Consider the following 24,743-nt stretch of genomic DNA (forward strand, 5'->3'; position numbering starts at 1 on the left):
GCTTATGCCCTCGAACACGCGGCGCCATGCCGACGCCCATGACGGCGCGCCGGTGAACTCCCTGTTACTTCCGTCCCGGCCGTGGGGATTTCACGGCCCGCCGGTCAGCTGCCGTAACGGCGGTGCCGTGCCGCGTAGTCGCGCAGGGCGCGCAGGAAGTCGACCTTCCGGAAGGCCGGCCAGAAGACCTCGCAGAAGTAGTACTCCGCGTGGGCCGTCTGCCACAGCATGAATCCGGACAGCCGCTGCTCACCGCTGGTGCGGATCACCAGGTCGGGGTCGGGCTGCGCGCCGGTGTAGAGGTGGCGTCCGATCATGTCGATGTCGACGGCCTCGGCGAGCTGCTCCAGCGAGGTGCCCTTGTCGGCGGCGTCGAGGAGCATCGAGCGCACGGCGTCGGCGATCTCCTGGCGGCCGCCGTAGCCGATGGCGACGTTGACCAGTATCCCGTCGATGTCGGCGGTGGTCTCCTCCGCCTCCTTGATCGTGCGCTGCATGCCCTGCGGCAGCATGTCGAGCGTGCCGACGTGGTGCACCCGCCAGCGGCCGTCGGCGGCGAGGGAGCGGACGGTGTCCTCGATGATCTCGAAGAGCGGGCGGAGCTCTTCCTGGGGCCTGCCGAAGTTGTCGGTGGAGAACAGCCAGAGGGTGACGACCTCGACGTCCGTCTCGGAGCACCAGCCGAGGAACTCCTCGATCTTGTCCGCACCGGCGCGGTGCCCCTGGGCGGTGGTGGAACCCGCGGCCTTCGCCCAGCGCCGGTTGCCGTCGACGATGACGCCGATGTGCTTGGGCACCTGGGCGTGGTCCAGGTGGCCCTCCACCCGGCGTGCGTACAGCCTCACCAACAGGCCGCGCAGCTTGTCGCGCAGGTTCACGTGATTGTCAGCCCCTCCGTGCGGATGCGGTCCCCGCGAGGCGGAAGCCTACCCCCGCGGAGCGCGGGTCGCCCGGCAGGGGGTTGCCGGGGCGGGTCAGCGGGTGCGCGGTCGCGGCGGGTTGCGTGCGCAGAAAAAACGGGCCGGTCCGTGGGGGGGAGACGGACCGGCCCGAGGGGGGGTTTCCACCATAACCCTTCGTGAGGGATGCTGCGTGCATCAGCGCGCCACAATTACTCTCCGAAACCGTCCGGCGACGCCGCGCTGGCTGCCGGAGGCGGCGATTCCGGTGATTCATGGCCGAAAGACAGCGGATTCCCAGGCGAATCAAGTCGTACGGCGATGAAGTGGAGGCGTTGATCCCACTTCACCTCTGCCGGGCGTGCGTGCGACCGTCCCCCCGACGGGCTACCCCCGGCGCGTACGCCGCCTTGACGCGGACGGCACCGCGCAGCCCCCTCCACTGCGCGGTGACGCCCGCGCAGCTTTGCTGGCGCGAATTGCCTGGCCTTGAACTTACGTGAGGCGGGCGGCAGATGCGAGCCGTTCGCGATAACGATGTGGAAACCCCGTGGAGGTGAAGGTCGTTCTGTCGCGGAGTGGTCGGGAATGCCGGGTTCCGGAGATGCGCGCCGAGGACAGGGTTTGTCCTCTTTCGTCTCCACCGTCGGTGGTGTGACCCTGACCATCGGTCGGTGGGAGGTGAGTGCGCGGTGGCTCGGACGGCAGTTAATGGCCAATCCCGCCGCGGGGGCCTGAAGGCACCCTGGAGACACCCGCGGAGGTGGTGTCGCGGCGAGGTCGCGATGGTGTCGCGGTGATGCTCGGGCGCACGCGGGTGCCGTCGGAGGGGGAGTCGTCGATCGGGGCGCGCCGCAGGGGTGCCGTCGGCGGTTGGAGCTGTCGGCGGTGGAGCTGTCGTAGGGGGGCGCGCCGCAGGGGTGACACGAGTGGAGGTGCGGGCGAAGGAGCGGGTGGAGGTGCGGGCTGTACTGCGGGGAGGGGGCCGGTCGCCGGCCTGTCGGCGTGGTCCGCGCGGCAGGCCGTGCATGTGCTTCCCGCTCGTGAACCGCCGCTGCCGAGCGCCACGTTGCCGGGCGGTGCCGATGGCGCGGGCGGCGCGGTCGGCGCGGTCGGCGCGGTCCGGAAGAGGCGCCGGCGCCGTCGTGCCTCGTTCACGGTGGAGCCGAACGGGCGACTGGGGGTGCGGCAGGAACGGGAGTTGGGCGAGCGGATCCTGCGGGTGGGCGAAGTGGTCGGATCGGAGGCCGGGTGGGAGGCCGGGTGGGAGACCGAGTTGGTGATCGGACCGTTGGCCGGCCGGGCCGCACGCCCGGGTCACCGGCTCGGCTTACGGGCCTCGAAGAGGTGACGGGTGCTGTGGGCGACGAACGGGCCCTCCGACTCGATCCGCTCGTGCAGAGCGCGCAGCCGAGGCTCGTACGCCGCCACGGTGAAGCCCGGCACCATCCACACCACCTTGCGCAGGAAGTGGACGACGGCGGCGATGTCGTGGAACTCGACGCGCAGGCGCTCGGCCCGCAGGTCGACGACCTCCAGGCCGGCCGCCTCCGCGTCGGCACGTTCCCGGTCGGGGTGGCGGCCGCTGCTCACCTCCTCCGGCAGCGGCCCGAGGAAGAACTCGACGAGCTCGAAGACGCTGCGCGGTCCCACGTGCTGGGCGAAGTACGTACCGCCCGGCTGGAGGACACGGGCGATCTCCTCCCACAGCGGCCGAACCGGGTGGCGGCTGGAGACCAGGTCGAAGGTGCCGTCCGCGAAGGGCAGGGGCGCGTCCTCGGCGGAGGCGACGACGGCGATGCCGCGCGGCCGGAGCAGGGCGGTGGCCTTGGCGACGTTCGCCGGCCAGCCCTCGGTCGCGACGGTCAGGACGGGGGCCGTCGGCGCCGCCCGGCCGAGGGCGAAGTCCAGGACCTCCCCTCCCCCCGTCTGCACGTCCAACGCGGCGCTCGCGGCGGCCAGCCGCCCGGCCAGCGACACGGCGTACCCCCAGGAGGGCCGCGCCTCGGTGGCACGCCCCTCGAACCAGGAGAAGTCCCAGCCCTCGGTGGGGACGGCCGCGCCTTCGGCGACGAGGTCCTCGAAGGTGCGGTTGTCGCGACGGCTCATGAGCGGACCTTCACTTCACCAGGGCTCGGACGTCGTCCCCGGCGAACCGGACGAAGCCCTCGGGGTCGGGCTCGTCGGCGGTCGGAAGGAGAACGACCGTGTCGGCGCCGGCGTCGGCGAAGCGCTGGACGGTCTCGGCGACCCGGGCGGCGTCGCCGGCGACACCGAGGCCGGGGACGTCGGTGAGGCCGGTCGCGGACAGTTCGCGCTGGAGGCGGGCGGAGGCGTCGGGTCCGGTGGCGGCGAAGAGGTAGACGACGACCTTGTGCGGCCGCTCCGCGTCGCGCCCGGCCGCCGCTCTTCCCTCCTCGATGATCCGGCGGGCCTCGCGCACGCCGTCCGGCGAGAAGACCTCGTTCAGGACGGTGCCGTCCGCGACCTCACCGGACAGCCGCAGCGTGCGCGGCCCGACACCGCCGACGAGCACCTCGGCGCCGCCTTCCGGGGGCCAGTCGAGAGCGACGTCGTCCAGCTTCACGTACCGCCCCTCGGTCGTGATCCGCTCTCCGTTCAGCAGACCGCGCAGGGCGAGGGTGTACTCGCCCAGCAGGGTCAGCGGGGACTCGGCGCGGGCGCCGACCTGGCCCATCCAGCCCTGGACGCCGTGGCCGACGCCCAGGATGACGCGGCCGGGGAACATGCGGTGCAGGGTCGCGGCCTCCATCGCGGTCAGGGCGACGTTGCGCAGCGGGACGGGCAGCAGACCGACGCCGACCCGCACCCGCTCGGTCCAGGCGAGCGCGGCCGCCGCCGCGGAGACCCCGGCCTCCCGGAAGCAGTCCTCCCAGAGCCAGAGTTCGTCGAGTCCGCTGGAGTCGGCGAGCCGGGCGATGGTCCGGAGGCGCTCGGGGGGTAGTTGGGGGCGGAAGATGGCGCCGATGTGGGTCATGGATTCTTCCTAGTGGGCCAGCGTTTCGGCGACAACTGCATTACGGTCGAGGCCTCCCGGCACACCGCATGAGTGCGCTCACCCACTGATCGCCAAGTCGTCCGGGATATCGGGGTTGTTGGCGCAAGCCAACTCGTCCCGGAGCGTGCGGGCCAACTTCACGGTCAACTGTTCATGGAAGGCTTCCGAAAACTTCGGGCTGCTCACCTCTGGGATCCTTACGTCGAGGAGCACCTGCTCCTGCTGCCCGCTTGCTGCGCCCTTGATCTCGCAGCGGAAGACCATGTGGATGAGGGTGTTGCTGGCTACGTAGACGTCCGTCCCCACTCGATTCCAGCGCTCGGTGTAGGTCTGCACCGCCTTCAGGGAGTCTGCGGCCCACGCCACCATGGCGGAGAAGCGATGATCACCCGAAAGCCGACAGACCTCGTACTCGTCAAATCCCTTGTTTCGGTCATAGGGCTCGAGCGCCTCTTCCGTCAGACCATCCTTGAGCTCGTCCACGGAAAGGGCACTGTTGGCGAGTTTGAGGTCATCGGGTCCGACGATGTCCCGCAGCGATTCCATGTTCTTGGCGCCGAACAGGGTGTTACAGGTCTTCCACTGCGTTGGGTACTTCTCGCTCAGAGCTTGCCCATCCGAGCAAGCGGTCAACAAAACCGAGGACGCTAGCGCACCACACCAGGCAACCCGGATCAGAGACCTCACGACGACACCTTCTCGTTGTTCGAGATGACGGTTTTCCCCGCCAGGTAGGACTGCTCGATCTCGTTGATCAGTGCGCGGGACTCCGCGTTGTTCATTCCTGTGGCCTGGGCATAGTTCAAGACGGGTTGCGTGACCGCTCGCTCTCCGATCTCCTCCACGTCCTGCACGGCGAGAAGCGCCTCCGGGTCGTTTTTGTACTCATTATCCTTCAAGTACTCCATCGTGTGGGTACCGTAAGCGGTGCTGACCGCCGACCCGGCGGACTCCATCACCAGCGGAACGGCGGTTGCGGCCACGACTCCCGCTGCAGGACCGACGAGCATCGCGGCTCCAACAGTCACCGCCACGGTGACTCCTCCGCTGACAAGCGACTTACGCCATTCCCCGTTCTGATCCCGGGCCAATTGCTGGGCGCCTTCCGAATTCTTGAACTCCTCACGGATCCCATGGGACCGCGATTCATCGAGAATCCCATGCACCTTGGCGGCATTCTGGGCGAAGGCAACCCCGTTGTCCTGGTTGTTCTCGAACGCTGCAAGGCCACTCGCCATGTACAACTGTTGAGCTGAGGTCAGCGTCTTGTAGCCGTCCTCGTCGCCTGCCACCAGCATCATGAAGTTCCGCGCTTGCTGCTCGCCGAAGGAATTGCGCGTCGAACCGTCGCTGCTGTGTCCGAAAAGCGTCTCACGCTCCAATGGGTCGCCGGAGCCACCGAAGTCCATGATCGAGTAGTTGAGGTCGTCGATGTACGCCGCGCCCATGCGGGCCAGGCTGTCCTTCATCACCTCGTGCGGCCCGTCCGCGTCCGTGACGTTGAAGCGGAGGACCACCTTCTCCATGATCTTCCAGGTCTGCTCGTCCCGATGCAGCTCTGGCGGCTCCGCATCCCACGCCCCTCCTGTCGTTGCAGCCTCCAGCGCGTGCCCCAGAGCGTCCGGGCCACTCTCTCGCGCGTGCTTTGCCTCGTCGCTGCCGGCATGGGCCAGGCTGTCGGGAGCCCACTCGAAGTCGTTTTTCGTCAGCTCATCGAAGTACGAGTCGAAGCCAAGCGTGGCGTTCTTGTCGACCGTGCCGTCCTCCTTGTAGGCGGTCGGCGGGTCGGTGAAGAACTTCTTCGCGGCCTCGGGGCTGTGGCCGAGCCCTTCCAGGACGCTGGTCAGCGGGTCGTAGCCGGCACCGTTCTTGCCCGACGGGTTGAAGCCCCAGTCGAGGTCGGACCCGGGGGCCATGGGCTTGTTGTCCATGAACCGGTAAGGGTCCTTCTTGTGCAGCTGCACGACGTGCTCGGCGATGGGGTTGATGAACCTCGCGTCGTAATTGCCGTAGCGCAGCATTCCGCCCAGCAGCTGGTAGCCGTACGGGGATCTGCCGGCCCCAGGGTAGAGCTCGACCCGCTGCGTGCCCAGCTTGCGGAAGTCCGACGCCCAGCTCCCCGGCAGATGGGACCTGTTGTCGGGGTCGGTCGCGGAAGCAAGGGCCAGGCCCATGTTGCGCTGGAGCTGCCTAGTGAGGGCGAGCCGCTTCTTGTCGTCGCCCATCGTGCCGTCCAGCGACATGCGTCCGTAGAACTCCAAAGCCTCCTTGGGGCCGCCGAGCGACTTGTAGAAGTCCGTGGAGAAGTCCGCATCCCTGACGTTGAACCTCATGATGGAGTTGAGCTCCATGTACTGCCTGTCGCTCATCTCCGGCCCGAGCTTCGCAATTTCAGCCGCACGCTCGGCCTGGGCGTCGTCGAGGGACTCGTACGACTTGTGACCCGCGTTGTGCTTGTCGCCCCCGTGGCTCTTCGCCAACGCGCGAGCCAGCGAGGAATCGATCTCGGAGGCGTGCGCGACGAGCCGGTTGATGCGGTCCTCCAGCTCCTGCTGGGCGTCGAGCTGTTCCTGTGTGCGGTCGTCGCTGTCTCCCCGGATGTGCGGGAAGAAGCAGCGGACCTTTCCCTCGCCGATGTCCTCGACGCGGACCCCGAGGTTCGGGGCGTCCTGCTCGACGGCGGCCCTGATCTTCTTCTGAAGCGCGACGAGCTCCGTGTGGCCGTCGACAAGCACCCTGTGGATGCTGCCGGCCTCGGTGTGCAGGTCAGCGATCTCCTTCGCCGTCTTGGCTACGAACTCCCGTGTCACCGTCGCGTTCGCACCGGCCCACCGGGCCTTGTCCGACTTGGCCTGCATGCCGTCGCGGGCACTCTCCGCCGCGGTCTTGAGCGCGTCCACGCTGTTCTTCCAGTCGGAGACCGCGGTGCCGAGCTTGCCGAGATCGACCTCGACCAGGTCCATGTATGTGAGAGCCATCAGTCAGCCCTTACTTGAAGTACTTGCTGATCTCGGACACGGGTAGGGCACCACCGTCGCTGCCGAGGATCACGGCGCCGATCTTGGCGTCCTCCTGGGCATGCAGCTTCTTACTGAAGTCGAGGTGGTCGGAGATGTGGGCGCAGGCCTGCAGCACCGTGTTGAGCTGCGACGTCCAGATGTCGACCGTCGTCTCCAAGGCACTGCCCGTTTCAAAGCCGTGCGACTTCAATGCTGCCGCGGCCTGGCCCGTGGACCCCGTGCCATCCTTGTTCGAACCCGCGCCGACGATGTCCGCCCCGACCCGCAGGTCCTCGTAGAGGCTGTGCGCGTCATGGCCTACGGCGCCGAGGTCGTCCTGGTTGACGACCAGGTCAGCTTGGGTACCGCCGTCTCCGCCACCTTCGGCGGGCAGTTGGTTGAGCCGCATCTGCGTCGAACCGCGCTCAGCCGCGTCGGCCTTCAGCTGCTCCCATTCGCCCCACGCCATGCGTGTGCCCTCCCATAGCTCCCCGTTCCCGCCGTGCTCGCGATGCGCCTGAAGCGCCGGGCAAGCGGTGGCCACGCGCAACTGATTGCGGGCCCTTTGCGCGGACTTTAATCCACGAAACGATGGGGCTGCAGTGACGACCGGCGCACAACGCGTAGTTATCCAGCCAAGATTGCCGACGGTTGGGTGCCGTCAGCCGTCCACCCCGTAACGCAGCAGGATGACGCCGTTGCCGAAGGTGTGGGACTCGGTGAGGTGGACGGCGGTCGTCGCGTCGGTCTGCGGAAAGAGGGGTATGCCTTCGCCGAGGGCCCAGATCGCCACCGGGTTGATCCTGAGGGCCCGTACCTCCTCCGGAAGAACTTGCCGCACGACGGTGGTGTTCCAGTCGGCGTGTTCCACCGTACGGGAGTAGACGTACTTCGGGATGTCCCTCCAGAGGGTGGCCAACTCTGCCGTATACGGTGTGACTTGGGGTCGGCGTCGGCCGTGGGCCACAAGGCGGCCATGAGGTCGTAGGTGACCCGGCCGCGAAGCAGGCCGCCGAGTTGTCGGTTGGTGTCGTTGAAGTGGTGGTGAAGTTCGTCGTCGACGCGGTGCGAGGAGATGTCTCGGTCCGGCTCCTCGACGTACCCGTCACGAGACACCGACATCATTAGGACGATCTTCCGCACACGACGGCCACCTCTTCGCGTCCGGCTCGCTACGGTGCCGAGGGGTAGCGAGACGGCGGAGGGGAGACGGGGCATGACGCGCTGGCGTGACGGGCGGGGGAAACTCGTCGTGGGCGGGGAGGCCGGCCTCCGGGTCCCCGTGGAGATCGCCGCCTCCTACCGCGCTCGCCGGAAAGGGCTGCTCGGGCGGGACTCCGTCGACGGGGCGATGCTTCTGACGCCCGCCAACAGCGTGCACACCTTCGGGATGCGGATGCCGATCGACGTGGCGTACCTCGATCGGAGGATGAGAGTCCTTGCCGTCCGCACCATGCCCCCCGGCCGCCTGGGCATGCCCCGGCTGCGGGCCCGGCACGTGCTGGAGGCGGGGGCGGGGGTTATGAAGGGGTGGGGAGTGCGGGTGGGTGTCGGGATTGAGATCGAGGCTGTTGACTGACGGCGTCTCGGTGAGCATTCTCGCCAAAATTTCCATGTCGGTGGCCAACGCTTACATCGTCATGGCTCCCACTGGACCACACCTCGCGCTCCGGCCAGTGGCAGCCGATGCCTCACGTACGGAGCTCGGCCGTCGACGCCACGAGACGATCAAGGCAGCACGTGAGGACCGGTGGCGTAACTGCGGACTGCACGGAGCTGCGGTGCCCGGTCATGACCGCCCGCTTGAGAGGCCTACACCGGACGACGTGCGAGGGGGGAGGTTCCACTACAAGGACAGCTGAGGGGGAACTATGGAGGACGAGAAGATCGTCAAGTACTTCGACGGCCGTGGTGAGGCTGAGCTGCGGATCGGCCGCTTTGCGGCCGCTGCGCAGATGCGCCGGAACGAGGAGATCGCCCATCAGCTCGGCTACCGGCTGGTCTCTTGCGTCAACCGCCGCAGGTTCGGCTGGCTCCTCATCTACCGAGGGGATGACAGCCCCCTCGCCCGCCGCCGCGCCGAGCGGACCATCCAGCGGTTGCGCAGCGGCGGACCGATGATGTCGGTGTTCGTCGAGCCCCCACCCCCGCCGCCCCCTCCACCGCCCCCCGGCCGGGTCAACGCCACCGCCCCGGCAGCGTTTTCAGGCGCCCGACGGGCCGCCTCCTCCGCCGCCCGTCGCGCGGGCGGCCCAGCCACGGGTGCCACCCCCACCACCGCCCCCAGACCCACCGGGCGCCTGAGTACGGCTTTCTCAGGAATCGAGGGGTCTCCCCGCCGCCGCTTCCTTCAGCTCGCTGTCCGCGGGAACGTGACCTCCACTCGGCGGTTCTTCTTGCGGCCGGCCTCGGTGGAGTTGTCGGCGATGGGGAACTGCTCGCCGTAGCCGCGTACCTCGAAGATGATGCCGGGGTTGTTCAGGTCGCCGGCGAGGGCGGCCTGGACGGCGTTGGCGCGCTGCTTGGACAGGACGTCCCCGTGGGCGGAGGACCCGAGGTTGTCCGTGAAGCCGAAGACGCGGACCCGGGTGGCGTTCTGCTTGCTGATCTCCGCGGCGATCACGGCGATGCGGGCCTTCGCCTCGGCGCTCAGCTTGGCACTGTCCTTGCCGAAGAGCACCTCCGCCTGGAGGGCGAACGTCACGTCCGCGTTGGTGTCCTCCCGGCGTTCGTCACCGCTCTGGTCCTCGACCACCTGCTTGATGTCCAGAACCTTGGGCTCGGCGAGGGTGGCGCCCTCGGGGAGCTTGAGGTCGGGGTCGTTGGGGTCGACGTCGACGGGAGCCGTGGCGGTGGGCTCGGTCCCAGGGGGGACGCTGGGGTCGTCGGCTCGGGCGGGGGCCGGTCCCACGATCACAAGCGTCGCGGTGACCACCGCCAGGGTGAGGGGAGCGTACGTCGTCCGGGTGCGGATCATGACCGGCCTCACCCGGAGATCTTGATGACCGCGCTGGGGAACAGCGGGAGCTGGAAGGAGACGTCGGTCGTGTCGGCGGGCGGCGACGGGAACTGCAGGAACACGTCGATCGATTCCCCGGCCTTGAGTGTCGAGAAGCCCGTGGTCGTCAGGGGGCGGCCTTCTGTGTCGCGCAGGACGTAGTAGCGCTTCTTGCTCTTGGAGTCGACGAGGGTGGCGCCACCGAGGGACAGTCCGTTGTTGATGATCTCGGTCTCGTTGCCGCTCAACGCGGACGGAATCACCGCTTCCGTCCCGCTGTCGTTCTTGAGGGCTCCATTCACGGTGACGAAGCCACCGGAGTCGCGCGTGGCGGAGGTGATCTGCAGGAGGAGTCCACTCGGGCCTTTCACTTCCGCCAGGAGTGTGCCGGTCTTGCCCTCCTGCGCGCTCGGCTGCGATCCACTGCCCTGTGAGGCGGAGGCCGAGCTCTGCGGCTTCTTGTCGTCGTCGCCCCCGCCGCCGCTGCAGGCGGCCGCACCGAGGGCCAGCCCGGTCGCAGCGGCCAGCGCAACCATCCCCCTGCGGGCCATCGCGGTGAACCGCATGCTCATCACTCTGCTTCCTTCTCCACTCGTCGCTCGCACGTCAGTCGGCCAGATGCACATCGAAGAGGTCCTCGGGCCCCGGTAGATCAGTCAGGTCTTCCGGGTCCAAGGTCCAGTCCCTGTCGTCGCAGGTGAGGCTTGGCAGTACGTCGTCCTCGGCGTCCTCACCAGGGAGTTCGAAGGTGCACAGCGGCTCGATCACGGCAGTGGCGGAGGCGTGTGCCCTCGTCGTGCTCGTGTCCGGAATGACGGACTGACCGGCGGACTTGTTCGCCTGGACCGTGACTCTGTATGCCAGAAGACCCTCGGGCGCGCATTGAACGTTGCCGGCGTCGTTCAGTGCCGCGAGCTGCGCCGCCCGCCAGCACGAGTCGCTCGCTCCGTTGCCGTCGAAGATGCCCTGCCACTTCGTGGGATCGAGGACGTCCAGCAGCCACTGGGCGGCGAGTTGGTCCCTGGTCTCCTGGGCTGCCGCCAGTGCCGCCGCGTCGGCTGCGGTCTGGGCTCCGTTCCTGTTCACCGCCGCCTGGCCGACCGCGAAGTACGCGAACGCGAGAAAGAGCAGGCCCGCCACCACCATGATGTAGATGGGGAAGACCTGCCCTGCGTCGCCGTGGATGCGGGATCGGGTCAGGGAGCCACCTTGGAGATCTGAGCCCTGAGCTTGTCGACGATCGTCTGTCCCAGGTTCGTGTTCGCGATCAACACCACGATCGCCACCACCACCGCGATGATCCCGAGATACTCGACCGCGGTCTGACCCCTGTCGTCGGCCGCGCGGCGCCGCAGGGCGGCCGCTGTGGTGTTCGTCCAGCCGCTCACCCGGACCTTGGCCGCGACGGCGGTCTTCAGCATCAGGTCGCTCATGGCGTTCCTCTCCGTTGGTGGCGCTGTCGGCCCGAGGAACGTAAGGCGGAACGGAGGCCTCGGCAGAGGGTCCCAGGGCCCAATTCCGGGCCCAAGGGGAGGGCCGGTGGCGTCTCACGACGTCACCGCCGTTCCCAGCCACTTGGCCGTGGCCTCGGCGCGGCTGCTGCTGTGCAGCTTGGCGAAGATGCGGTTGATGTGGTTCTTGACCGTTTTCTCGCTGATGAAGCAGGTGGCGGCGATCTGCTGGTTGGTCATCCCTGATGCGATCAGGTCCATGATCTCCGCCTCCCTCGCGCTGAGTTGGAACTCCCGACGCGACTGTCCCACAGTCGGTTGCAGTTGCGAAAGTCGTTTTGGAGAAGTCGTGAAAACTGGGGGTGGTGAGGATGCGTCAGCATGTGCAGTAGCACTCGATCGCAGCTGGGCGAGTACCGCTGTCGCCGCGGTGGGGGTGAAGTGGGCGCGGCCCTGGGTGATGTCCCGCACCGCGGTCAGCAGTTCCTCCACGGTGAACTCGCCGTGGACCAGGTAGCCGCCCGCCCCTCGGCGCACGGCCTCCTCGACGATCTCGGACTCGCCGCTGTACGTGAGCATCAGGACCGGGGCGATCCGCACCAGGTGGGGAAGGGCCGCGAGGCCGTCCACACCGGGCATGCGGACGTCCAGGAGGACGACGTCGGGACGATGCTGCAGGGCGGCCTCGTGGGCCTCGCGGCCGTCGGCTGCCTCCGCGACGACCATCACGTCCTCGTGGCTGGAGAGCAGCGCGGTGAGGCCCGCGCGGACCACCGGGTTGTCGTCGGCCACGACCACGCGCACCGGCGGGGACACGGGCGGTACCGGAAGGGCCTCTCGGTGCATCGGGCGGCCTCCTCTCGTGGGGTGGGGGTGGGTCGGGTACGGCGTGCCGGTCACGGGGTCGGTGGCGGGAGGGCCGCGAGCGGGAGGTGCAGGGACACCTCCGTGCCCCGGGCGTGCGGGCCGCGGCCGATGCTGATGCGGGCGCCGACGGAGGCCGCCCTCTCCGCCATGCCGACGACCCCGAAGTGCCCGGCGCGGCGGAGCTGATCGAGGGTGGCGCCGGGTGGGAAGCCGCGTCCGTCGTCCAGGACGCTCACGGTGAGCAGGCCGCCGTGGACCCCTGCTCGTACCTCGACACGGGTCGCGTCCGCGTGCCGGTGGGCGTTCTCCATGGCCTCCGAGGCGATCGTGAGGAGGTGGCGGGCCGCCGCCGGTGGCACGAGGAGCGTGGTGCGGTCTCCTGTGCGGTCGTGGGTGGCTGTCAGGCCCGTGCGTGCGGCGAAGGCCTCGGTGCGGGCCGCGAGTTCGGACAGGACGTCGATGCCCTGTGTCGGGTCCGTCTCCCGGCGGAGGTCGGTGAGGAGTTCGCGCGATTCGGCGGCCGCGCGGCGTGCGGCGCGGGCGATCAGTGCGGCTTGCTGCCGTACGCGGGCCGGGTCCATGGTCGCGGCTCCCGCCGAGCGGGCCAGGCCGTCCGCGGCGAGGGCCACGCCGTGCAGGGTCTTGGCGACGGAGTCGTGCATCTCGCGGGCCAGCCGGGCGCGTTCGGCGGCGACGGCCTCGGTGACGGCGAGGCGGGCCTTGACGGTGGTGAGGGCGTGGGTGGCGGTGCCGAAGCGGAGCATCAGGTTGCGCAGGGTGGAGCCGACAGCACCGGTGATGACGCACAGGCCGGGAAGCAGCAGCCTCTCGGCGAGGCCGGCGCCCGACGCGTGCTCCAGGGTCGCGTGGACCAGCAGCAGGATGAGCGACTGGAGGGAGGCGAAGCAGGCGGCGCCCCGCCAGCCGTAGACGATGCCGGCGAGGAGCGGGGTGCAGACGCTGACGTAGGCGAGGGTGGTGTCCGGGCCGGCGGAGATCAGCAGCAGGGTGCCGAAGACGGTGTCCACGGCCAGGAGGGTGGGGTGGCGCAGGAGAAGCGGACCGAAGCGCTCCCAGTCGCGGAAGAGGACGTACGAGCCCATGAAGGTGACGACCACGGCCGCCCCCACCAGGCGGACTCCGAGGCCGGGGGACGCGTTGAGGAGGGCGGCGGGGGCGGCCAGGGCGATCATGGCGAGGCGGAAGCCGAAGACCTGGCGGCACATCGCCTGGAGGGCGTTGATCTGGAGGGGGATGGGGGGTGGCGGGTTCCGCGGTCCGCTCGGGACGTCCGGAGTCGTGTCCGCAGACGCGTTCGGGGCCGCAGACGCGTTCGTGTCCGCAGACGCGTTCGGGGCCGCGGCCGGAGTCGCGTTCAGAGCCGCGGCCAAGGGCGGGGTCGAGTCCGCGTCCAAAGTGACCGCGGCCGAAGTCGTGTACGGGGCCGCGCCCGAAGTCGAGGAGGTCGGGTCCGCGTCCTGGGCCGCGCCCCCAGTCGGGGTCGGGTCCGTCTCCGAGGTCGAGTCCAGCCCCGCATACAGCCCCGCGTCCAGCCCCCTCTCCCGCTTCGCCTCCCGCTCAGGGGCGCGGTGCGATGGGCCGGCGACGGGATCCTGCGTCCGAGTGGGAACCGGCGTGCCGTCCGCTCCGGTCGGGCGGCGACGCCTGAGCAGTCCGCCGCGTCCCTTCAGGGGTGTCGTCATGGCCATCGCCCCGCCCGCCTACTCGCCCGTGATGGAGCTGAAGTCGGTCCCGGAGCCGAGCAGCATGCCCGCGCCGAGGAGGAGCATCGTGGCCGGGACCATGAACGTCGTGATCATCAGCGTGGCCTTGGGGACCGCGCGGGCCGCCTTGCGGCGGGCGTTCTGCGCGTCCGTGCGGCGCATGTCCTTGGCGATGGAGACGAGGGTGTCCACGATCGGGGCGCCCAGTTCCTCGCCCTGCTGGAGTGCCGTCACGAACATGGCGACCTGCTCGGAGTCGTTGCGGCGGCGCAGTTCGGCGAAGGCCTCACGGCGGCTCATCCCGAGGTCCATCTGGCGGAGCGTGATGCGGATCTCGTCCGCCCACGGGCCCTCGTACCGGGACGCCACCCGGTCGAGGGCCTGGCGGAAGCCGAGGCCCGCGCTCACCACGACGGCGAGCACGTCCAGGAAGTCCGGCAGCGTCCGTTCGATCGCGTCCTTGCGCACCCGGATCGCGGACCAGATGCCGACCTCGGACCAGAACGCTCCGAAGGCGACCATGAGGAGGGCGAGGAAGAAGCTGCCCTGGAGGAGCGCGACCAGGCCGCCGACGGCGCCGACCGTCCCGTAGACCGCGCGCCGGGCCGCGTAGCGGTCGATCGTCAGGCCGCCGGGGTTGCCGGCGAGGTCGATCCTGCGCCGGTACCTGGCGACCTGCCCGGGGCCCATCAGCCGCAGGACCGCGGGGGCGTACCGCATGCCGAGGCGGTCGATGAGGGAGCCGACCGCGCCGGTGCGGGTGGAACCGACTTCCAGGGCCAGTGCGAGGTCGGGGGGCAGTTTGGCGTCGGCGCGGTACATGCGCAGGCCGGTGAAGAAGCCCCAGACGCTGAGGCCCATGACGAGTGCGAGCAGCAGTTCCATGGCGCGGGTTTCCTCCCCTGGCCTCAGACGTCGATGCGGGACATGCGGCGGATGAGGAGGAAGCCGACGGCGTAGAGGCCGAAGGCGATGATCACGGCGGCCTGGCCGACGGGTGAGCCCGTCATGCGGTCGAGGGTGCCGTCCTCGACGCTGTTCATGAGGAACAGCGCGCCGACGCCCAGCACGGGCACGGCGTACGACGTCATGTTGACCTGCGACAACTGCGTCCGCACCTCCCGCCGTGTCTCCTTCCGCTCCTCCAGGGTCTCCGTCAGGTTCCGCAGCGCCCCCACCACCTGTCCGCCCGCCCGGTTGGAGAGGACGAGGGTCGTGACGAGGACGACCAGCTCCCGGGACGGGAGACGGTCCGCCAGCTCGCCGAGGGCGTCGTCCAGGGAGTGGCCGACGGCCAACTGGTCGGCGACCTTGGCCAGTTCCTCGCCGGCCGGTGCCTCCAGCTCCTCCGCCGCCATGCCGATCGCGGTGCGCAGGGCGAGGCCGGCCTGGGTGGCGTTGGCCAGGATGCGGGCCAGTTCGGGGAGTTGGTTGATGAAGCGCTCGATGCGTTTCTGGCGCTGCCAGGTGAGGAACTGCCACGCCGCCCAGACGCCGAGGAGGCCGGCCAGGGGGCCGAAGAACGGGGCCAAAGTGGCCTGGCCGATCAGCCACAGGGCCGCCACGGCCGCCAGCATGTACGCGAAGAACTCGCCCGGCGTCACGTCCAGGCCGGTCGCCGCCAGCTTCAGCTCCAGCCTGCGGCCCAGCCGCGTACCGCGCAGACGCCGGTCCAGGGTGCGGAAGCGGCGCCTGCGGCCGGTGAGCGGGATCCGGCCGGTGGCGGAGAGACGGTCGACCAGGGCCGCCCGCTGGGCGCGCCCCCTGGCGTAGGTGTGGACGCCCGCGACGGCCAGGACGCAGGTCAGGAGGGTCACGCCGGTGGTGAGGGCGATCAGGTTGTTCAGATCCATGGGGCGGTGTCCTGCCTGTCCTGTCTACCGGGCTTCGCGGGTCGTCAGTTCGTCGAACGTGCGGGCCACACCGAAGGCCTGCGGGATGGGCTGGCTCGCCATGTAGAGGCGGTCGGCGGCGCGGCGCGGGAGCGGGAAGTACTCGAAAACGCCGTGGATCCGGCCGTCCGCCGCCATCGGCCGGGCGTTGAAGCGGGCGATCGTCGCGAGGCGGTACGGCTCTCCGCCGTGGCTGTCGAGGAGGGCGATCTCCGTCACCCGCCGTGCCCCGTCCGCGAAGCGGGTGAGCTGGATGATGACGTCCACGGCGCTGTTGATCTGGTCGTGGAGGGCGACGAAGGGAATCTCCACGTCGGACATGGAGGCCAGGGTCTGCAGGCGCATCAGCGCGTCCTCCGCGCTGTTGGCGTGCACCGTGGCCAGGGAGCCGTCGTGCCCCGTCGACATGGCCTGCAGCATGTCGAGCGACTCGCCGCCGCGTACCTCGCCCACCACGATCCGGTCCGGGCGCATGCGCAGCGAGTTGCGGACCAGGTCGCGGATGGTGATGCGGCCCTTGCCCTCGACGTTCGGCGGGCGGGACTCCAGGCGGATCACGTGGGACTGCTGGAGCTGGAGTTCGGCCGAGTCCTCGATGGTGATGATGCGTTCGCCTTCGGGGATGAGGCCGGAGAGGGCGTTCAGCAGGGTCGTCTTGCCCGTGCCCGTCGCGCCGGACACGATCACGTTGAACTTCGCCTGCACCAGGCCGGCCAGCAGGTACACCATGTGCTCGTCCAGCGACCCGAAGCCGGTCAGTTCGTGGAGGGTGAAGGAGCGCGGGAAGCGGCGGATGGTGAGGGTGGGGCCGGTCAGGGACAGCGGGGGGATGATCACGTTCACGCGTTCGCCCGACGGCAGGCGCGCGTCGACCATCGGGTTGGTCTCGTCGACGCGGCGGTTGACCGTCGAGACGATGCGCTCGATGGTCTGCATCAACTGGTCGTCGGACGCGAACCGGAGCGGCAGCTGTTCCACCCGGCCCGCCCGCTCCACGAAGATCGCGTCCGGGCCGTTCACCATGATCTCCGTGATCGACGCGTCCTCCAGGAGCGGCTCCAGGATGCCGAGGCCGAGGGCCTCGTCGACCACCCTGCGGATCAGCTGGGAGCGCTCCACCGTCGACAGCACGGGGCCCTCGCGGCTGATGATGTGGCCCAGCACCCGCTCCAGGCGGGCCCTGCGCTCGGCCGCGGCCAGCGAGCTCATCTCCGCGAGGTCGATCTCCTCCAGCAGCTTGGCGCGGTAGGAGGCGACCAGGTGGCCGTCCTCGCCACGGCTGCCCGTCTCCTCCGGGGAGGTGATGCGTGCGCGCAGGCTCATGTCCGGTGCCTTCCTTCGATGGCCTCAGTGGTCGACCGGCATCGTGGCCGTCTTGCTCGCCCGGCCGAAGTCCCCGATGCCGGGGATGACGGACGGGATGGTGATGCTGGAGGTGACCCGGACCTCGTCGCCCAGGCTCGCGCTCGTACAACTCGTGCCGTCGGCCAGCCAGGGGCTGACGGCGTTCCGGCAGGCTCCGTCGGCCCCCTGGTCGAGGGACGCGCTGCGGGCTCCCGCCCGGGCCGCCGTGCCCGCCTGCTGGGCGGTGTACGCGATCAGGCCGAGTTGTACGGCGCCCAGGGCGACCAGGAGGAGGATCGGGAGGAAGCCCAGGTACTCCAGGGCGACCTGGCCGCGGTCCCCTCCGGTCGCCCGCCTTCGGCCCCGGTTGCTTTCGCTCCCCCGCCGGCTTCCCCGTGCTGAGCCCCGGTCACGTCTGCCGCGTCCGTCGTACGACATCTCAGTCGTCCTCTTCCTCTACGGCGCCGGCGTGGCCGCGCACCGGGAACGGGAAGTCGATCAGGCCCGGGAAGAGGACGGGGACGCGCAGCGTGACCTCCGCCCTCACATAGCCGGTGCCGCCGCAGGTCACGTCGGCGTTCCCCCTCCACGCATCCCCCAGCTTGTCCAGGCCGGCCTGTCGGCAGGCCGCGTCCCGCTCCCCCCGATGCGCCGCCGTCCCCGCCCGCACCGCCTCGTCGGCGGCATTCCCCGCGAGCGTGAAGGTGTACCCCACCAGCACGAACTGCCACACCACCACCAGGGTCACGATGATCAGCGGGGTCATGCCGAGGAACTCGATGGTGACCTGGCCCCGGTCGCGGGCTCTGGGCCCGCCCCGGAACGACACACCTCGCGCGGCTGGTGAAGACACCGTCAGTCCCTCCTCCGCCGGAAGCCCGCAGGCCCCCGGTCCCCGCCCCGCGCGGCCCGTCCGGCTCTGCGCTGCAGGGCGTCCTCCGGCACCTGGACCAGGCCCAGTTCTCCCGCGAGCGCCCACATCGCCTGACGGACGCTGCCCTTGGCGTCGAGGGCGTGGACGCGGCCGGCGTCGACCGCGGCCTGGAGCTCCTTGAAGTGGGCGGGGATCGTGGTCGTGGCGACGGCCGTGCCGGTGATCTTCCGGATGAGGGAGGGCTGGATCTCGGTGGCGCGGCTGTGGCGGTTGACCACGACGGTGGTCTCCTCGGCCTTGCGGACCTGGAGGCGGTCCCACATGCGGACGGTGCGCTTGGCGCCCCGCACCGCCACCACGTCCGGGGTCGTGACGAGCAGCGCCATGTCGGCCATCTCCACGGCGGCCGCGCCGGCCCCGCCGAGCTGGGCGCCGCAGTCGATGACGACGACCTCGTAGCGGGAGCGCAGGGCGCTGACGATCTGGCGGGTGGCGCGGTCGGTGACCTCCTCGCCGCGCTCGCCCTCGCCGGGGGCGAGGAGGAGGGCCACGCCGGTGTCGTGGCGGAAGACGGCCTCGGCGAGGATGCGGGGCGAGATGTCGGCGATGGCGGCCAGGTCGACGACCGAGCGGCGGAACTGGACGTCCAGGTAGGAGGCGATGTCACCGGTCTGGAGGTCCATGTCGACCAGGGCGGTGGGGCGGCCGGACGCCTGGGCGGCCAGGGCGAGCTGGACGGCCGTGAGGGTCGCGCCCACGCCTCCCTTCGCGCCGCTCACGGTCACGACGGTGCCGCCGGCGCCGGTGAACACGTCGCCGCCGTGGCCCAGATGGCGTCGTACGCCGACCGACCACTGGGCGACGGCCTGGACGCGGTTGGCCAGCTCCTCGTAGTTCAGGGGCAGGGTGACCAGGCCGCGGGCGCCGGAGTCCATGGCGGCGGAGAAGAGGGCGGGGCCGGCGTCGGTGGTGACGAGGATGACGCCGACCGCCGGGAAGCGCAGGGCGACCTCGCGGACCAGCTCCAGCGCGGGTACGGGGCCGATGCGTTCGTGGACGATCACGACCTCGGGCAGTTCGTCGGCCGACTCGGCGGCGAGGCGGGCGAGGGTGTCGACCAGCTGGGTGGAGTCGGCGACCGGGGTGACCGGTTCGGCGTCGGGGAGCTGACTGAGCAGGGTGGTGAGGGAGCGGACCGCGTCCGGGTCGCCGACGGCCGGGAGGATCCTCGTGGGCATGGCGGCGGCCTCTCACTTGTCCGTGGCGAGTTCGTACGTACGGTCCTGTTCGGGGACCGCGGTGTCGGTGCCGGGCGCCACCAGCGCCAGCCGGACGCGCTTGGCGAAGGACTCGGCGTAGGTGATGCGCTGGGCGTCGAGGGTGGACAGCGCGAAGGTGATGGGGACCGCGTCGGTGGGCCGCTGCCCGCGGTCGTCGGCGTCGGGTTCGAGGGCGGTCAGCTCGCCGACGTCGAGGACGCGGGCGTTGGTGACGATGATCTTCGACTGGTCGGGGTCGGTGTCCTTGGCGCCCTCGAAGGTCGCGTAGACGTTGACGGACGATCCCGGGGTGATCTTGCCGGCGACACCGGTCGCCGCGTCGATCATGATGGCGACCTCCTGCTGTCCGGGCTGGAGGGCGGGCTGCTCGACGATCATGTCGCTCTGCAGCAGCGATCCCTTCTTGAGGGTCGTCACGGCGATCTTTCCGCGGATGGCGGCGAGGTCGGTCACCGCGTTCCTCGAGAGCCAGCGCTCCGGCATCTCGATCTTCTCGAACTGTCCTGTGGTCAGCGGGGTGTAGGGCGCTATGTCGGACCTGAGCCGGTACGCGGCGACCTCGGGGCCGACCTTGGACTCCACGTCGTCGATGACGGAGAGGACGCCGGCGAAGGCGCCGAGGGCGCACAACACCGACAGGAGCAGGAGGATCACGCCGCGGCGCTGACGGGAGTTCATGAACCGTGCAACCTCGTTGGGGGTCGGGTCGAGCGGACGGGTTCGGTCGGAGCGGTGGTCCTGGTTCAGCCGCCGGCGGTGAGCGCGCGGTGCCGGCCGCCGCCCGAGGTGAGCGCGCGGACGGGGTGTGCGGTCTCGGAGTCGGGAGGCGGGGTGGCGGAGCAGAAGACGCAGCGGTCGCCGATGACGTCGATGCCGCACCAGTGGCAGACGGTCTGCCGGACGGAGGTGACCAGTTGGTAGAGGACGGACAGGTCGGGCAGGTAGGCGCAGAACTCGACGAGTCTGCCGGTGCCCCACCAGTCGGCGGACTCGGCGGGCGGCTCGGTCTCGCGCAGGCCCTGGACCTTCCAGGCGGGGGCGAGGGTGCCGGTGACCCAGTCGGAGGTGAGCTGTCCCCGGGCGACCAGCATCCAGGTGCCGAACTCCGGACCCGGCAGGGTGGTTTCGGGACTCACCTTCACCAACTGCGGCGTGGGGTGGGCGAGCACCCCGAACTGGCTGCCGGGAACCCAGGACCTGGCGTGCGACTTCAGGCCGACGGGGATCCGGTCGAGGCGGGCGACGGAGGAGAGGAGGGCTCCCGCGTGGATGTAGTGGGTGAGCAGGCGGCCCGCGGAGGCGAGGACGCCGGGGCCGAGGTCGCAGGAGGCGAGCTGGCGCAACTGGCGGGCCAGGACGGCGAGTCCGAGCGGGGGCAGGTCGGGCCGGAACAGGGCGATGCGGTCGCTCTCCAGCAGGGAGCGGATGGTGTGCAGCCGGTGTTCGACGGCCGCGGGGACGGCCCGCGAGTACACGACGATCAGGTGCCCGTGCTGCTCCAGCAGCATCTGGACGTCGGCGACGGCCTGGTCGAGGGGCCGGCGGTCCAGGCCGTCGAGGACGGCGGCGGGCAGGGTCCGCTCGTCCTGTGGTGGCAGCGCCAGGTCGGCACCGGTCACGGCAATGGCTGTTGGCACGCGCAGCTCCCCGATTCCCGCGGTCCGGCCCACCGGCGTTACTCCGGTGCACCGAGGTGACTTCATTGCGTGACTACCTCAGCACTGTATCCACGCCCCTGTGGCCGGAGAACCACTTTCCGTGGCTGTGCACCAACTGCTCATCGTTCAAGTCCGGCCAAAGCGGGGCAGGTTGCGCACACGGGTCCTCCTCATGCGGACGTCTTGACAACGCAATTGGTCTGGACCAACTTGTTGTCATGTCCCCACACAAAAGATCGACTCGGTTCTGGTCGGGAGCGGTGACCGCCGCGCTCGCCCTCACCCTGGCGGGCGCGGCTCAGGCGTCCGCCGCGGACGTCAACAACGCGAAGAACGCCGGCTTCGAGTCCGGCCTCACCAACTGGACCTGCTCGGCGGCGAGCGGTACGACCGTCTCCTCCCCCGTGCACACCGGCGCGGCCGCCCTGAAGGCGACCCCGGCCGGCCAGGACAACGCCCGCTGCACCCAGACGGTCGCCGTCAAGCCCAACGCGACGTACACGCTGAGCGCGTGGGTCCGGGGCGGCTACGCCTACCTCGGCGCGACCGGCACGGGCACGACGGACGTGTCCACGTGGACGCCCGACTCCTCCTCCTGGAAGCAGCTGTCGACGAGCTTCACGACGGGCTCCTCGACCACGTCGGTGACGGTGTACACGCACGGCTGGTACGGCCAGGCCGCGTACTACGCCGACGACGTCTCGGTCTACGGCCCCGACGGCGGCGGGGGCGGCGACCCGGCCCCCACGGTCCCGTCGGCGCCGAGCGGACTCGCGGTCTCCGGCACGACGTCCTCCTCGGTGTCGTTGGCATGGAACCCCGTGTCGAACGCCACCGGCTACAGCGTCTACCGCGACGGCGCGAAGGTGACGGCGGTGACCGGCACGACGGCGACCGTGACCGGCCTCGCCGCCTCCACCTCGTACACCTTCCAGGTCACGGCGACCAACGCGGCCGGCGAGTCGGTGAAGTCGGCGGCGGTGACGGCGAGGACGGCCGCGACCGGCGGAGGCGGCGGCTCCCTGCCCAAGCACGCGGTCACCGGCTACTGGCAGAACTTCAACAACGGAGCCACGGTCCAGCGGATCTCGGACGTCTCCCCCCAGTACGACATCATCGCCGTGGCCTTCGCCGACGCGACGACGACACCGGGCGCGGTGACGTTCAACCTGGACTCCGCCGGCCTCAACGGCTACACCGTCGACCAGTTCAAGGCCGACATCAGGGCCAAGCAGGCCGCCGGCAAGAAGGTCATCGTCTCGGTCGGCGGCGAGCGCGGCACGGTGACGGTCAACGACGCGGCGTCCGCGACCAACTTCGCGAACTCGGTGTTCGCCCTGATGCAGACGTACGGCTTCGACGGCGTCGACATCGACCTGGAGAACGGCCTCAACGCGACGTACATGACGCAGGCGCTGCGGGCGCTGTCGGCGAAGGCGGGCCCGTCGATGATCCTCACGATGGCGCCGCAGACGATCGACATGCAGTCGACGTCGAACTCCTACTTCCAGACCGCGCTGAACGTGAAGGACATCCTGACCGTCGTCAACATGCAGTACTACAACAGCGGTTCGATGCTGGGCTGCGACGGCAAGGTCTACAGCCAGGGCTCGGTGGACTTCCTGACCGCCCTGGCCTGCATCCAGCTGGAGAACGGCCTCGCCCCGTCCCAGGTGGGCCTGGGCCTGCCGGCCTCGACCCGGGGCGCGGGCAGCGGCTACGTCTCGCCGACGGTGGTCAACAACGCCCTGGACTGCCTGACGAAGGGCACCGCCTGCGGCTCCTTCAAGCCGCCGCGGACGTACCCCGACCTGCGGGGCGCGATGACGTGGTCGACGAACTGGGACGCCACGGCGGGCAACGCGTGGTCGAACGCGGTGGGCCCGCACGTGCACGCACTGCCGTGAGACCTGCCGGGGGGTGAGTGAAGGACGCCCGGTCCTCGGCGTCGACCGGGGGCCGGGCGTCGGCATGGGGACCGGGTGTCGACATCGGGCCACTGCCGAACGGCTTTCGGAGAGCCCACATTGCATCCGGCAATCCACGGATGTGACGATCCGCGCATGGAGCACGCACGGGACCGGCGCGGTTTTCCCGCGGTGCTGCGATGCCGGTGTCGGGGTGGCCCTGGACGTGGGCAGTGGCGGCGACGGCGTCTTTGTTGCCCTCACCCGGCTGCGAAGTCGCGTAGCGACTGGCCAACGGTCTCTACCATCCTGACCGGTACCGCGTAACCGGTCGCCTCGGTACGCCGGACTCCTCCCTGCGTCTGCGCACCTTCCGCGTCGGCGGCTCGCTGGATGCTCGGCATCAAGGCGAGGAAGGCCAACCACTTCCTCTGACGCCGTGAGCGGCGGGCTTCGTGTCTGCACGGGTGGAGGTGAGTACGAGCGCTCATGTGCGTGGTGATCGGCAGCCTGCAGGGTTCGTGCATGCGATCGATCTCCTTCCCGAAGTCTGTGCCGGCGGCCGCGCTCGGCTGCATGGTCCTGGCCGGGTGCGGTGCACAGAACGCCGCCACCGAGCAGACGCCCGTGGGCAGCGCCGTCTCGGCGACCGCCGTTTCGGACGCTCCGACGATCGACGGCGAACCGGAGACGCGGTTCCTCGCGCTGATGACCCGCGTCACGCAGAGCTGTGCTCCGGACGCCCCCGGCGTCAGCGGCGGCGAAGGCGTGCCCAGGCCGGAGGACCTGCCGGGTTACGAGGGTGAGTCCACGCCAAGATACGGGCCGGGTGAGACCCCGCCGGGTGTGCCGAACGCCGAGGGGGACATACCGGTTCCCCTGGATGATCCCGCACCGCCGACGCCGACCCCGAAAATCTCGACCTCTGACTCCACAGGGCGCGCGCCGGTCAACGAGGTGCCGCTGACCGGCGTCGAGGAGTGCCATGGCGGGGAGCACGCTCAGCGCGTCATCGAGGCGTTCGAGAACACCGAGACGGCCGGCTACCAGGTGATGCAGACCAAGCTGACGGCCCTGGACTACCCTGCTGCGCGGATCCACCGGATGCCGGACCGTGCGGGCGCGCCCCGGGCGCGGCTCGACCTGCGCGTGTTGGGCAGCCACTTGGCCTTGGAGGTCACCGGCACCGCCAACGGAGTCCTCGTCGAGGCGTTCGGGGCTCCGGAGACGGAGGACGTGCAGGTGACCGATGTGCGGCGCATGCCGCAGCCGGACGCGCGCACGTCCTGACGATCGCAGGCCTCGCGCGCCGGAAGGACGAGATGGCACGGACAGTCAGGTATCGCCTGCGCAGCCCGATCGGGGGTCTGACGGCCGATCTCACCGCAGAGATACGGCAGTCCACGGATTCCGTCGCTCCGGACATCCAGGTGTACGGGAAACTGCGGTTGGCTTTGCCGCCCGGCGGCCTCCATTGGAAGGATGCTGCCTGGCTGTCCTTCGGCGTCGCCCTCAACGCGCGGGAGGTCAACGCCAGGTTCCCCGACGGTGTCACGATCCGTGTGCTCGCCCTCGACATGCCGTTGAGCGACTACAGGGCCGAAGTAGCCGCACTCGCCATGGACTTGTGGCTGCGGGAGGAATGCGGACTTCCCATGAACGGCGTGGCCGCCGTGTTCAGCGCGTCGGCCGGCGATTACGTCTTCAGCTGGGGTGACGTGGAGAACCCCTTCTCCGACCCCACCACCCGGGTTCGCCCCGCCTGATCGGCCAGGCCGTCGGACCGCCGTGGCCGCCGCAAGCGTGTGGATATGTGCTCACGACGTCTCCG

General features: G+C 69.9%; 25 protein-coding genes. 4 read left to right on the forward strand and 21 right to left on the reverse strand.

Annotation, left to right across the window (positions count from 1 at the left end; all coding sequences use genetic code 11):
• Positions 1 to 104: 104 nt before the first annotated feature.
• From ACIHAR_RS31295 to ACIHAR_RS31325, 7 genes are all read right to left on the reverse strand, one after another.
• The gene (locus ACIHAR_RS31295; protein ID WP_365461378.1) at positions 105 to 878 is read right to left on the reverse strand and encodes an isoprenyl transferase; all 774 of its coding nucleotides are present in this window, start codon (positions 876 to 878) and stop codon (positions 105 to 107) included.
• Positions 879 to 2,216: 1,338 nt separating this feature from the next.
• The gene (locus ACIHAR_RS31300; RefSeq protein WP_400022779.1) at positions 2,217 to 3,008 is read right to left on the reverse strand and encodes a class I SAM-dependent methyltransferase; all 792 of its coding nucleotides are present in this window, start codon (positions 3,006 to 3,008) and stop codon (positions 2,217 to 2,219) included.
• A 10-nt stretch (positions 3,009 to 3,018) separates the two neighbouring features.
• Complete coding sequence (locus tag ACIHAR_RS31305; RefSeq protein ID WP_400022780.1) at positions 3,019 to 3,897, reverse strand: LLM class flavin-dependent oxidoreductase; 879 nt, start codon at positions 3,895 to 3,897, stop codon at positions 3,019 to 3,021.
• Between the two features lie 78 nt (positions 3,898 to 3,975).
• Positions 3,976 to 4,605, reverse strand: a complete 630-nt coding sequence (locus tag ACIHAR_RS31310; protein WP_400022781.1) for a hypothetical protein — start codon at positions 4,603 to 4,605, stop codon at positions 3,976 to 3,978.
• Entirely contained in the window at positions 4,602 to 6,896 is a 2,295-nt protein-coding gene (locus ACIHAR_RS31315) for a hypothetical protein (protein WP_400022782.1), read from the reverse strand. The genes ACIHAR_RS31310 and ACIHAR_RS31315 overlap by 4 nt, the downstream gene beginning before the upstream one ends.
• 10 nt (positions 6,897 to 6,906) lie before the next feature.
• Positions 6,907 to 7,386: a hypothetical protein gene (locus ACIHAR_RS31320; RefSeq protein WP_400022783.1), complete on the reverse strand. Its 480-nt coding sequence runs from the start codon at positions 7,384 to 7,386 to the stop codon at positions 6,907 to 6,909.
• 192 nt (positions 7,387 to 7,578) lie between these two features.
• Positions 7,579 to 7,836, reverse strand: a complete 258-nt coding sequence (locus ACIHAR_RS31325) for a hypothetical protein (protein WP_400022784.1) — start codon at positions 7,834 to 7,836, stop codon at positions 7,579 to 7,581.
• A 297-nt stretch (positions 7,837 to 8,133) separates the two neighbouring features.
• Between ACIHAR_RS31325 and ACIHAR_RS31330 the strand changes: the two genes are divergently transcribed.
• Complete coding sequence (locus tag ACIHAR_RS31330) at positions 8,134 to 8,496, forward strand: DUF192 domain-containing protein (RefSeq protein WP_400022785.1); 363 nt, start codon at positions 8,134 to 8,136, stop codon at positions 8,494 to 8,496.
• Between the two features lie 771 nt (positions 8,497 to 9,267).
• Here ACIHAR_RS31330 and ACIHAR_RS31335 read toward each other — a convergent pair.
• From ACIHAR_RS31335 to ACIHAR_RS31400, 14 genes are all read right to left on the reverse strand, one after another.
• Positions 9,268 to 9,894, reverse strand: coding sequence for an OmpA family protein (locus tag ACIHAR_RS31335; RefSeq protein ID WP_400022786.1), 627 nt, complete (start codon positions 9,892 to 9,894; stop codon positions 9,268 to 9,270).
• Positions 9,895 to 9,902: 8 nt separating this feature from the next.
• Positions 9,903 to 10,487, reverse strand: a complete 585-nt coding sequence (locus ACIHAR_RS31340) for a hypothetical protein (RefSeq protein ID WP_400022787.1) — start codon at positions 10,485 to 10,487, stop codon at positions 9,903 to 9,905.
• Between the two features lie 34 nt (positions 10,488 to 10,521).
• Positions 10,522 to 11,061 carry a pilus assembly protein TadG-related protein gene (locus ACIHAR_RS31345; protein ID WP_400022788.1) on the reverse strand — a complete coding sequence of 180 codons (540 nt, stop codon included), beginning with the start codon at positions 11,059 to 11,061 and terminating at the stop codon, positions 10,522 to 10,524.
• 50 nt (positions 11,062 to 11,111) lie between these two features.
• Entirely contained in the window at positions 11,112 to 11,348 is a 237-nt protein-coding gene (locus ACIHAR_RS31350) for a Flp family type IVb pilin (RefSeq protein WP_400022789.1), read from the reverse strand.
• 114 nt (positions 11,349 to 11,462) lie between these two features.
• Entirely contained in the window at positions 11,463 to 12,212 is a 750-nt protein-coding gene (locus ACIHAR_RS31355) for a response regulator (protein ID WP_400022790.1), read from the reverse strand.
• A gap of 50 nt (positions 12,213 to 12,262) precedes the next feature.
• The gene (locus ACIHAR_RS31360) at positions 12,263 to 13,648 is read right to left on the reverse strand and encodes a sensor histidine kinase (RefSeq protein WP_400022834.1); all 1,386 of its coding nucleotides are present in this window, start codon (positions 13,646 to 13,648) and stop codon (positions 12,263 to 12,265) included.
• A gap of 306 nt (positions 13,649 to 13,954) precedes the next feature.
• The gene (locus ACIHAR_RS31365) at positions 13,955 to 14,842 is read right to left on the reverse strand and encodes a DUF5936 domain-containing protein (protein ID WP_400022791.1); all 888 of its coding nucleotides are present in this window, start codon (positions 14,840 to 14,842) and stop codon (positions 13,955 to 13,957) included.
• Positions 14,843 to 14,865: 23 nt separating this feature from the next.
• Entirely contained in the window at positions 14,866 to 15,810 is a 945-nt protein-coding gene (locus tag ACIHAR_RS31370) for a type II secretion system F family protein (RefSeq protein ID WP_400022792.1), read from the reverse strand.
• Between the two features lie 24 nt (positions 15,811 to 15,834).
• Positions 15,835 to 17,172, reverse strand: a complete 1,338-nt coding sequence (locus ACIHAR_RS31375) for a CpaF family protein (protein WP_365461350.1) — start codon at positions 17,170 to 17,172, stop codon at positions 15,835 to 15,837.
• A gap of 24 nt (positions 17,173 to 17,196) precedes the next feature.
• Entirely contained in the window at positions 17,197 to 17,631 is a 435-nt protein-coding gene (locus tag ACIHAR_RS31380) for a TadE family protein (protein ID WP_400022793.1), read from the reverse strand.
• A 1-nt stretch (position 17,632) separates the two neighbouring features.
• Positions 17,633 to 17,959: a pilus assembly protein gene (locus ACIHAR_RS31385; RefSeq protein ID WP_365461465.1), complete on the reverse strand. Its 327-nt coding sequence runs from the start codon at positions 17,957 to 17,959 to the stop codon at positions 17,633 to 17,635.
• Positions 17,960 to 18,048: 89 nt separating this feature from the next.
• The gene (locus ACIHAR_RS31390; RefSeq protein ID WP_400022794.1) at positions 18,049 to 19,305 is read right to left on the reverse strand and encodes a CpaE family protein; all 1,257 of its coding nucleotides are present in this window, start codon (positions 19,303 to 19,305) and stop codon (positions 18,049 to 18,051) included.
• A 12-nt stretch (positions 19,306 to 19,317) separates the two neighbouring features.
• Positions 19,318 to 20,025: a Flp pilus assembly protein CpaB gene (gene cpaB / locus ACIHAR_RS31395; RefSeq protein WP_365461344.1), complete on the reverse strand. Its 708-nt coding sequence runs from the start codon at positions 20,023 to 20,025 to the stop codon at positions 19,318 to 19,320.
• A gap of 65 nt (positions 20,026 to 20,090) precedes the next feature.
• Positions 20,091 to 20,984 (reverse strand): hypothetical protein, encoded by an 894-nt coding sequence (locus ACIHAR_RS31400; protein ID WP_365461342.1) that lies wholly within the window; start codon positions 20,982 to 20,984, stop codon positions 20,091 to 20,093.
• A 239-nt stretch (positions 20,985 to 21,223) separates the two neighbouring features.
• On the opposite strand from ACIHAR_RS31400, the gene ACIHAR_RS31405 reads away from it, so the two are divergent.
• The 3 genes from ACIHAR_RS31405 (at position 21,224) to ACIHAR_RS31415 (ending at position 24,678) form a co-directional block, all read left to right on the forward strand.
• Positions 21,224 to 22,912, forward strand: coding sequence for a chitinase (locus ACIHAR_RS31405; protein ID WP_400022795.1), 1,689 nt, complete (start codon positions 21,224 to 21,226; stop codon positions 22,910 to 22,912).
• Positions 22,913 to 23,437: 525 nt separating this feature from the next.
• Positions 23,438 to 24,202, forward strand: coding sequence for a hypothetical protein (locus ACIHAR_RS31410; protein WP_400022796.1), 765 nt, complete (start codon positions 23,438 to 23,440; stop codon positions 24,200 to 24,202).
• A 32-nt stretch (positions 24,203 to 24,234) separates the two neighbouring features.
• Entirely contained in the window at positions 24,235 to 24,678 is a 444-nt protein-coding gene (locus tag ACIHAR_RS31415; protein WP_400022797.1) for a hypothetical protein, read from the forward strand.
• Positions 24,679 to 24,743 lie beyond the last annotated feature (65 nt).

This window comes from Streptomyces sp. NPDC052016, assembly GCF_044548445.1.
In the GTDB taxonomy this organism is placed as follows: Bacteria; Actinomycetota; Actinomycetes; order Streptomycetales; family Streptomycetaceae; genus Streptomyces.

Excerpts from the sequence above, each read along its gene's own strand:
- ACIHAR_RS31300 (WP_400022779.1), bottom strand. The coding sequence starts at position 3,008 with ATGAGCCGTCGCGACAACCGCACCTTCGAGGACCTCGTCGCCGAAGGC.
- ACIHAR_RS31305 (WP_400022780.1), bottom strand. The coding sequence starts at position 3,897 with ATGACCCACATCGGCGCCATCTTCCGCCCCCAACTACCCCCCGAGCGC.
- ACIHAR_RS31315 (WP_400022782.1), bottom strand. The coding sequence starts at position 6,896 with ATGGCTCTCACATACATGGACCTGGTCGAGGTCGATCTCGGCAAGCTC.
- ACIHAR_RS31320 (WP_400022783.1), bottom strand. The coding sequence starts at position 7,386 with ATGGCGTGGGGCGAATGGGAGCAGCTGAAGGCCGACGCGGCTGAGCGC.
- ACIHAR_RS31330 (WP_400022785.1), top strand. The coding sequence starts at position 8,134 with ATGACGCGCTGGCGTGACGGGCGGGGGAAACTCGTCGTGGGCGGGGAG.
- ACIHAR_RS31335 (WP_400022786.1), bottom strand. The coding sequence starts at position 9,894 with ATGATCCGCACCCGGACGACGTACGCTCCCCTCACCCTGGCGGTGGTC.
- ACIHAR_RS31340 (WP_400022787.1), bottom strand. The coding sequence starts at position 10,487 with ATGAGCATGCGGTTCACCGCGATGGCCCGCAGGGGGATGGTTGCGCTG.
- ACIHAR_RS31345 (WP_400022788.1), bottom strand. The coding sequence starts at position 11,061 with ATGGTGGTGGCGGGCCTGCTCTTTCTCGCGTTCGCGTACTTCGCGGTC.
- ACIHAR_RS31350 (WP_400022789.1), bottom strand. The coding sequence starts at position 11,348 with ATGAGCGACCTGATGCTGAAGACCGCCGTCGCGGCCAAGGTCCGGGTG.
- ACIHAR_RS31355 (WP_400022790.1), bottom strand. The coding sequence starts at position 12,212 with ATGCACCGAGAGGCCCTTCCGGTACCGCCCGTGTCCCCGCCGGTGCGC.
- ACIHAR_RS31365 (WP_400022791.1), bottom strand. The coding sequence starts at position 14,842 with ATGGAACTGCTGCTCGCACTCGTCATGGGCCTCAGCGTCTGGGGCTTC.
- ACIHAR_RS31370 (WP_400022792.1), bottom strand. The coding sequence starts at position 15,810 with ATGGATCTGAACAACCTGATCGCCCTCACCACCGGCGTGACCCTCCTG.
- ACIHAR_RS31375 (WP_365461350.1), bottom strand. The coding sequence starts at position 17,172 with ATGAGCCTGCGCGCACGCATCACCTCCCCGGAGGAGACGGGCAGCCGT.
- ACIHAR_RS31380 (WP_400022793.1), bottom strand. The coding sequence starts at position 17,631 with ATGTCGTACGACGGACGCGGCAGACGTGACCGGGGCTCAGCACGGGGA.
- ACIHAR_RS31385 (WP_365461465.1), bottom strand. The coding sequence starts at position 17,959 with ATGACCCCGCTGATCATCGTGACCCTGGTGGTGGTGTGGCAGTTCGTG.
- ACIHAR_RS31390 (WP_400022794.1), bottom strand. The coding sequence starts at position 19,305 with ATGCCCACGAGGATCCTCCCGGCCGTCGGCGACCCGGACGCGGTCCGC.
- cpaB (WP_365461344.1), bottom strand. The coding sequence starts at position 20,025 with ATGAACTCCCGTCAGCGCCGCGGCGTGATCCTCCTGCTCCTGTCGGTG.
- ACIHAR_RS31405 (WP_400022795.1), top strand. The coding sequence starts at position 21,224 with ATGTCCCCACACAAAAGATCGACTCGGTTCTGGTCGGGAGCGGTGACC.
- ACIHAR_RS31410 (WP_400022796.1), top strand. The coding sequence starts at position 23,438 with ATGCGATCGATCTCCTTCCCGAAGTCTGTGCCGGCGGCCGCGCTCGGC.
- ACIHAR_RS31415 (WP_400022797.1), top strand. The coding sequence starts at position 24,235 with ATGGCACGGACAGTCAGGTATCGCCTGCGCAGCCCGATCGGGGGTCTG.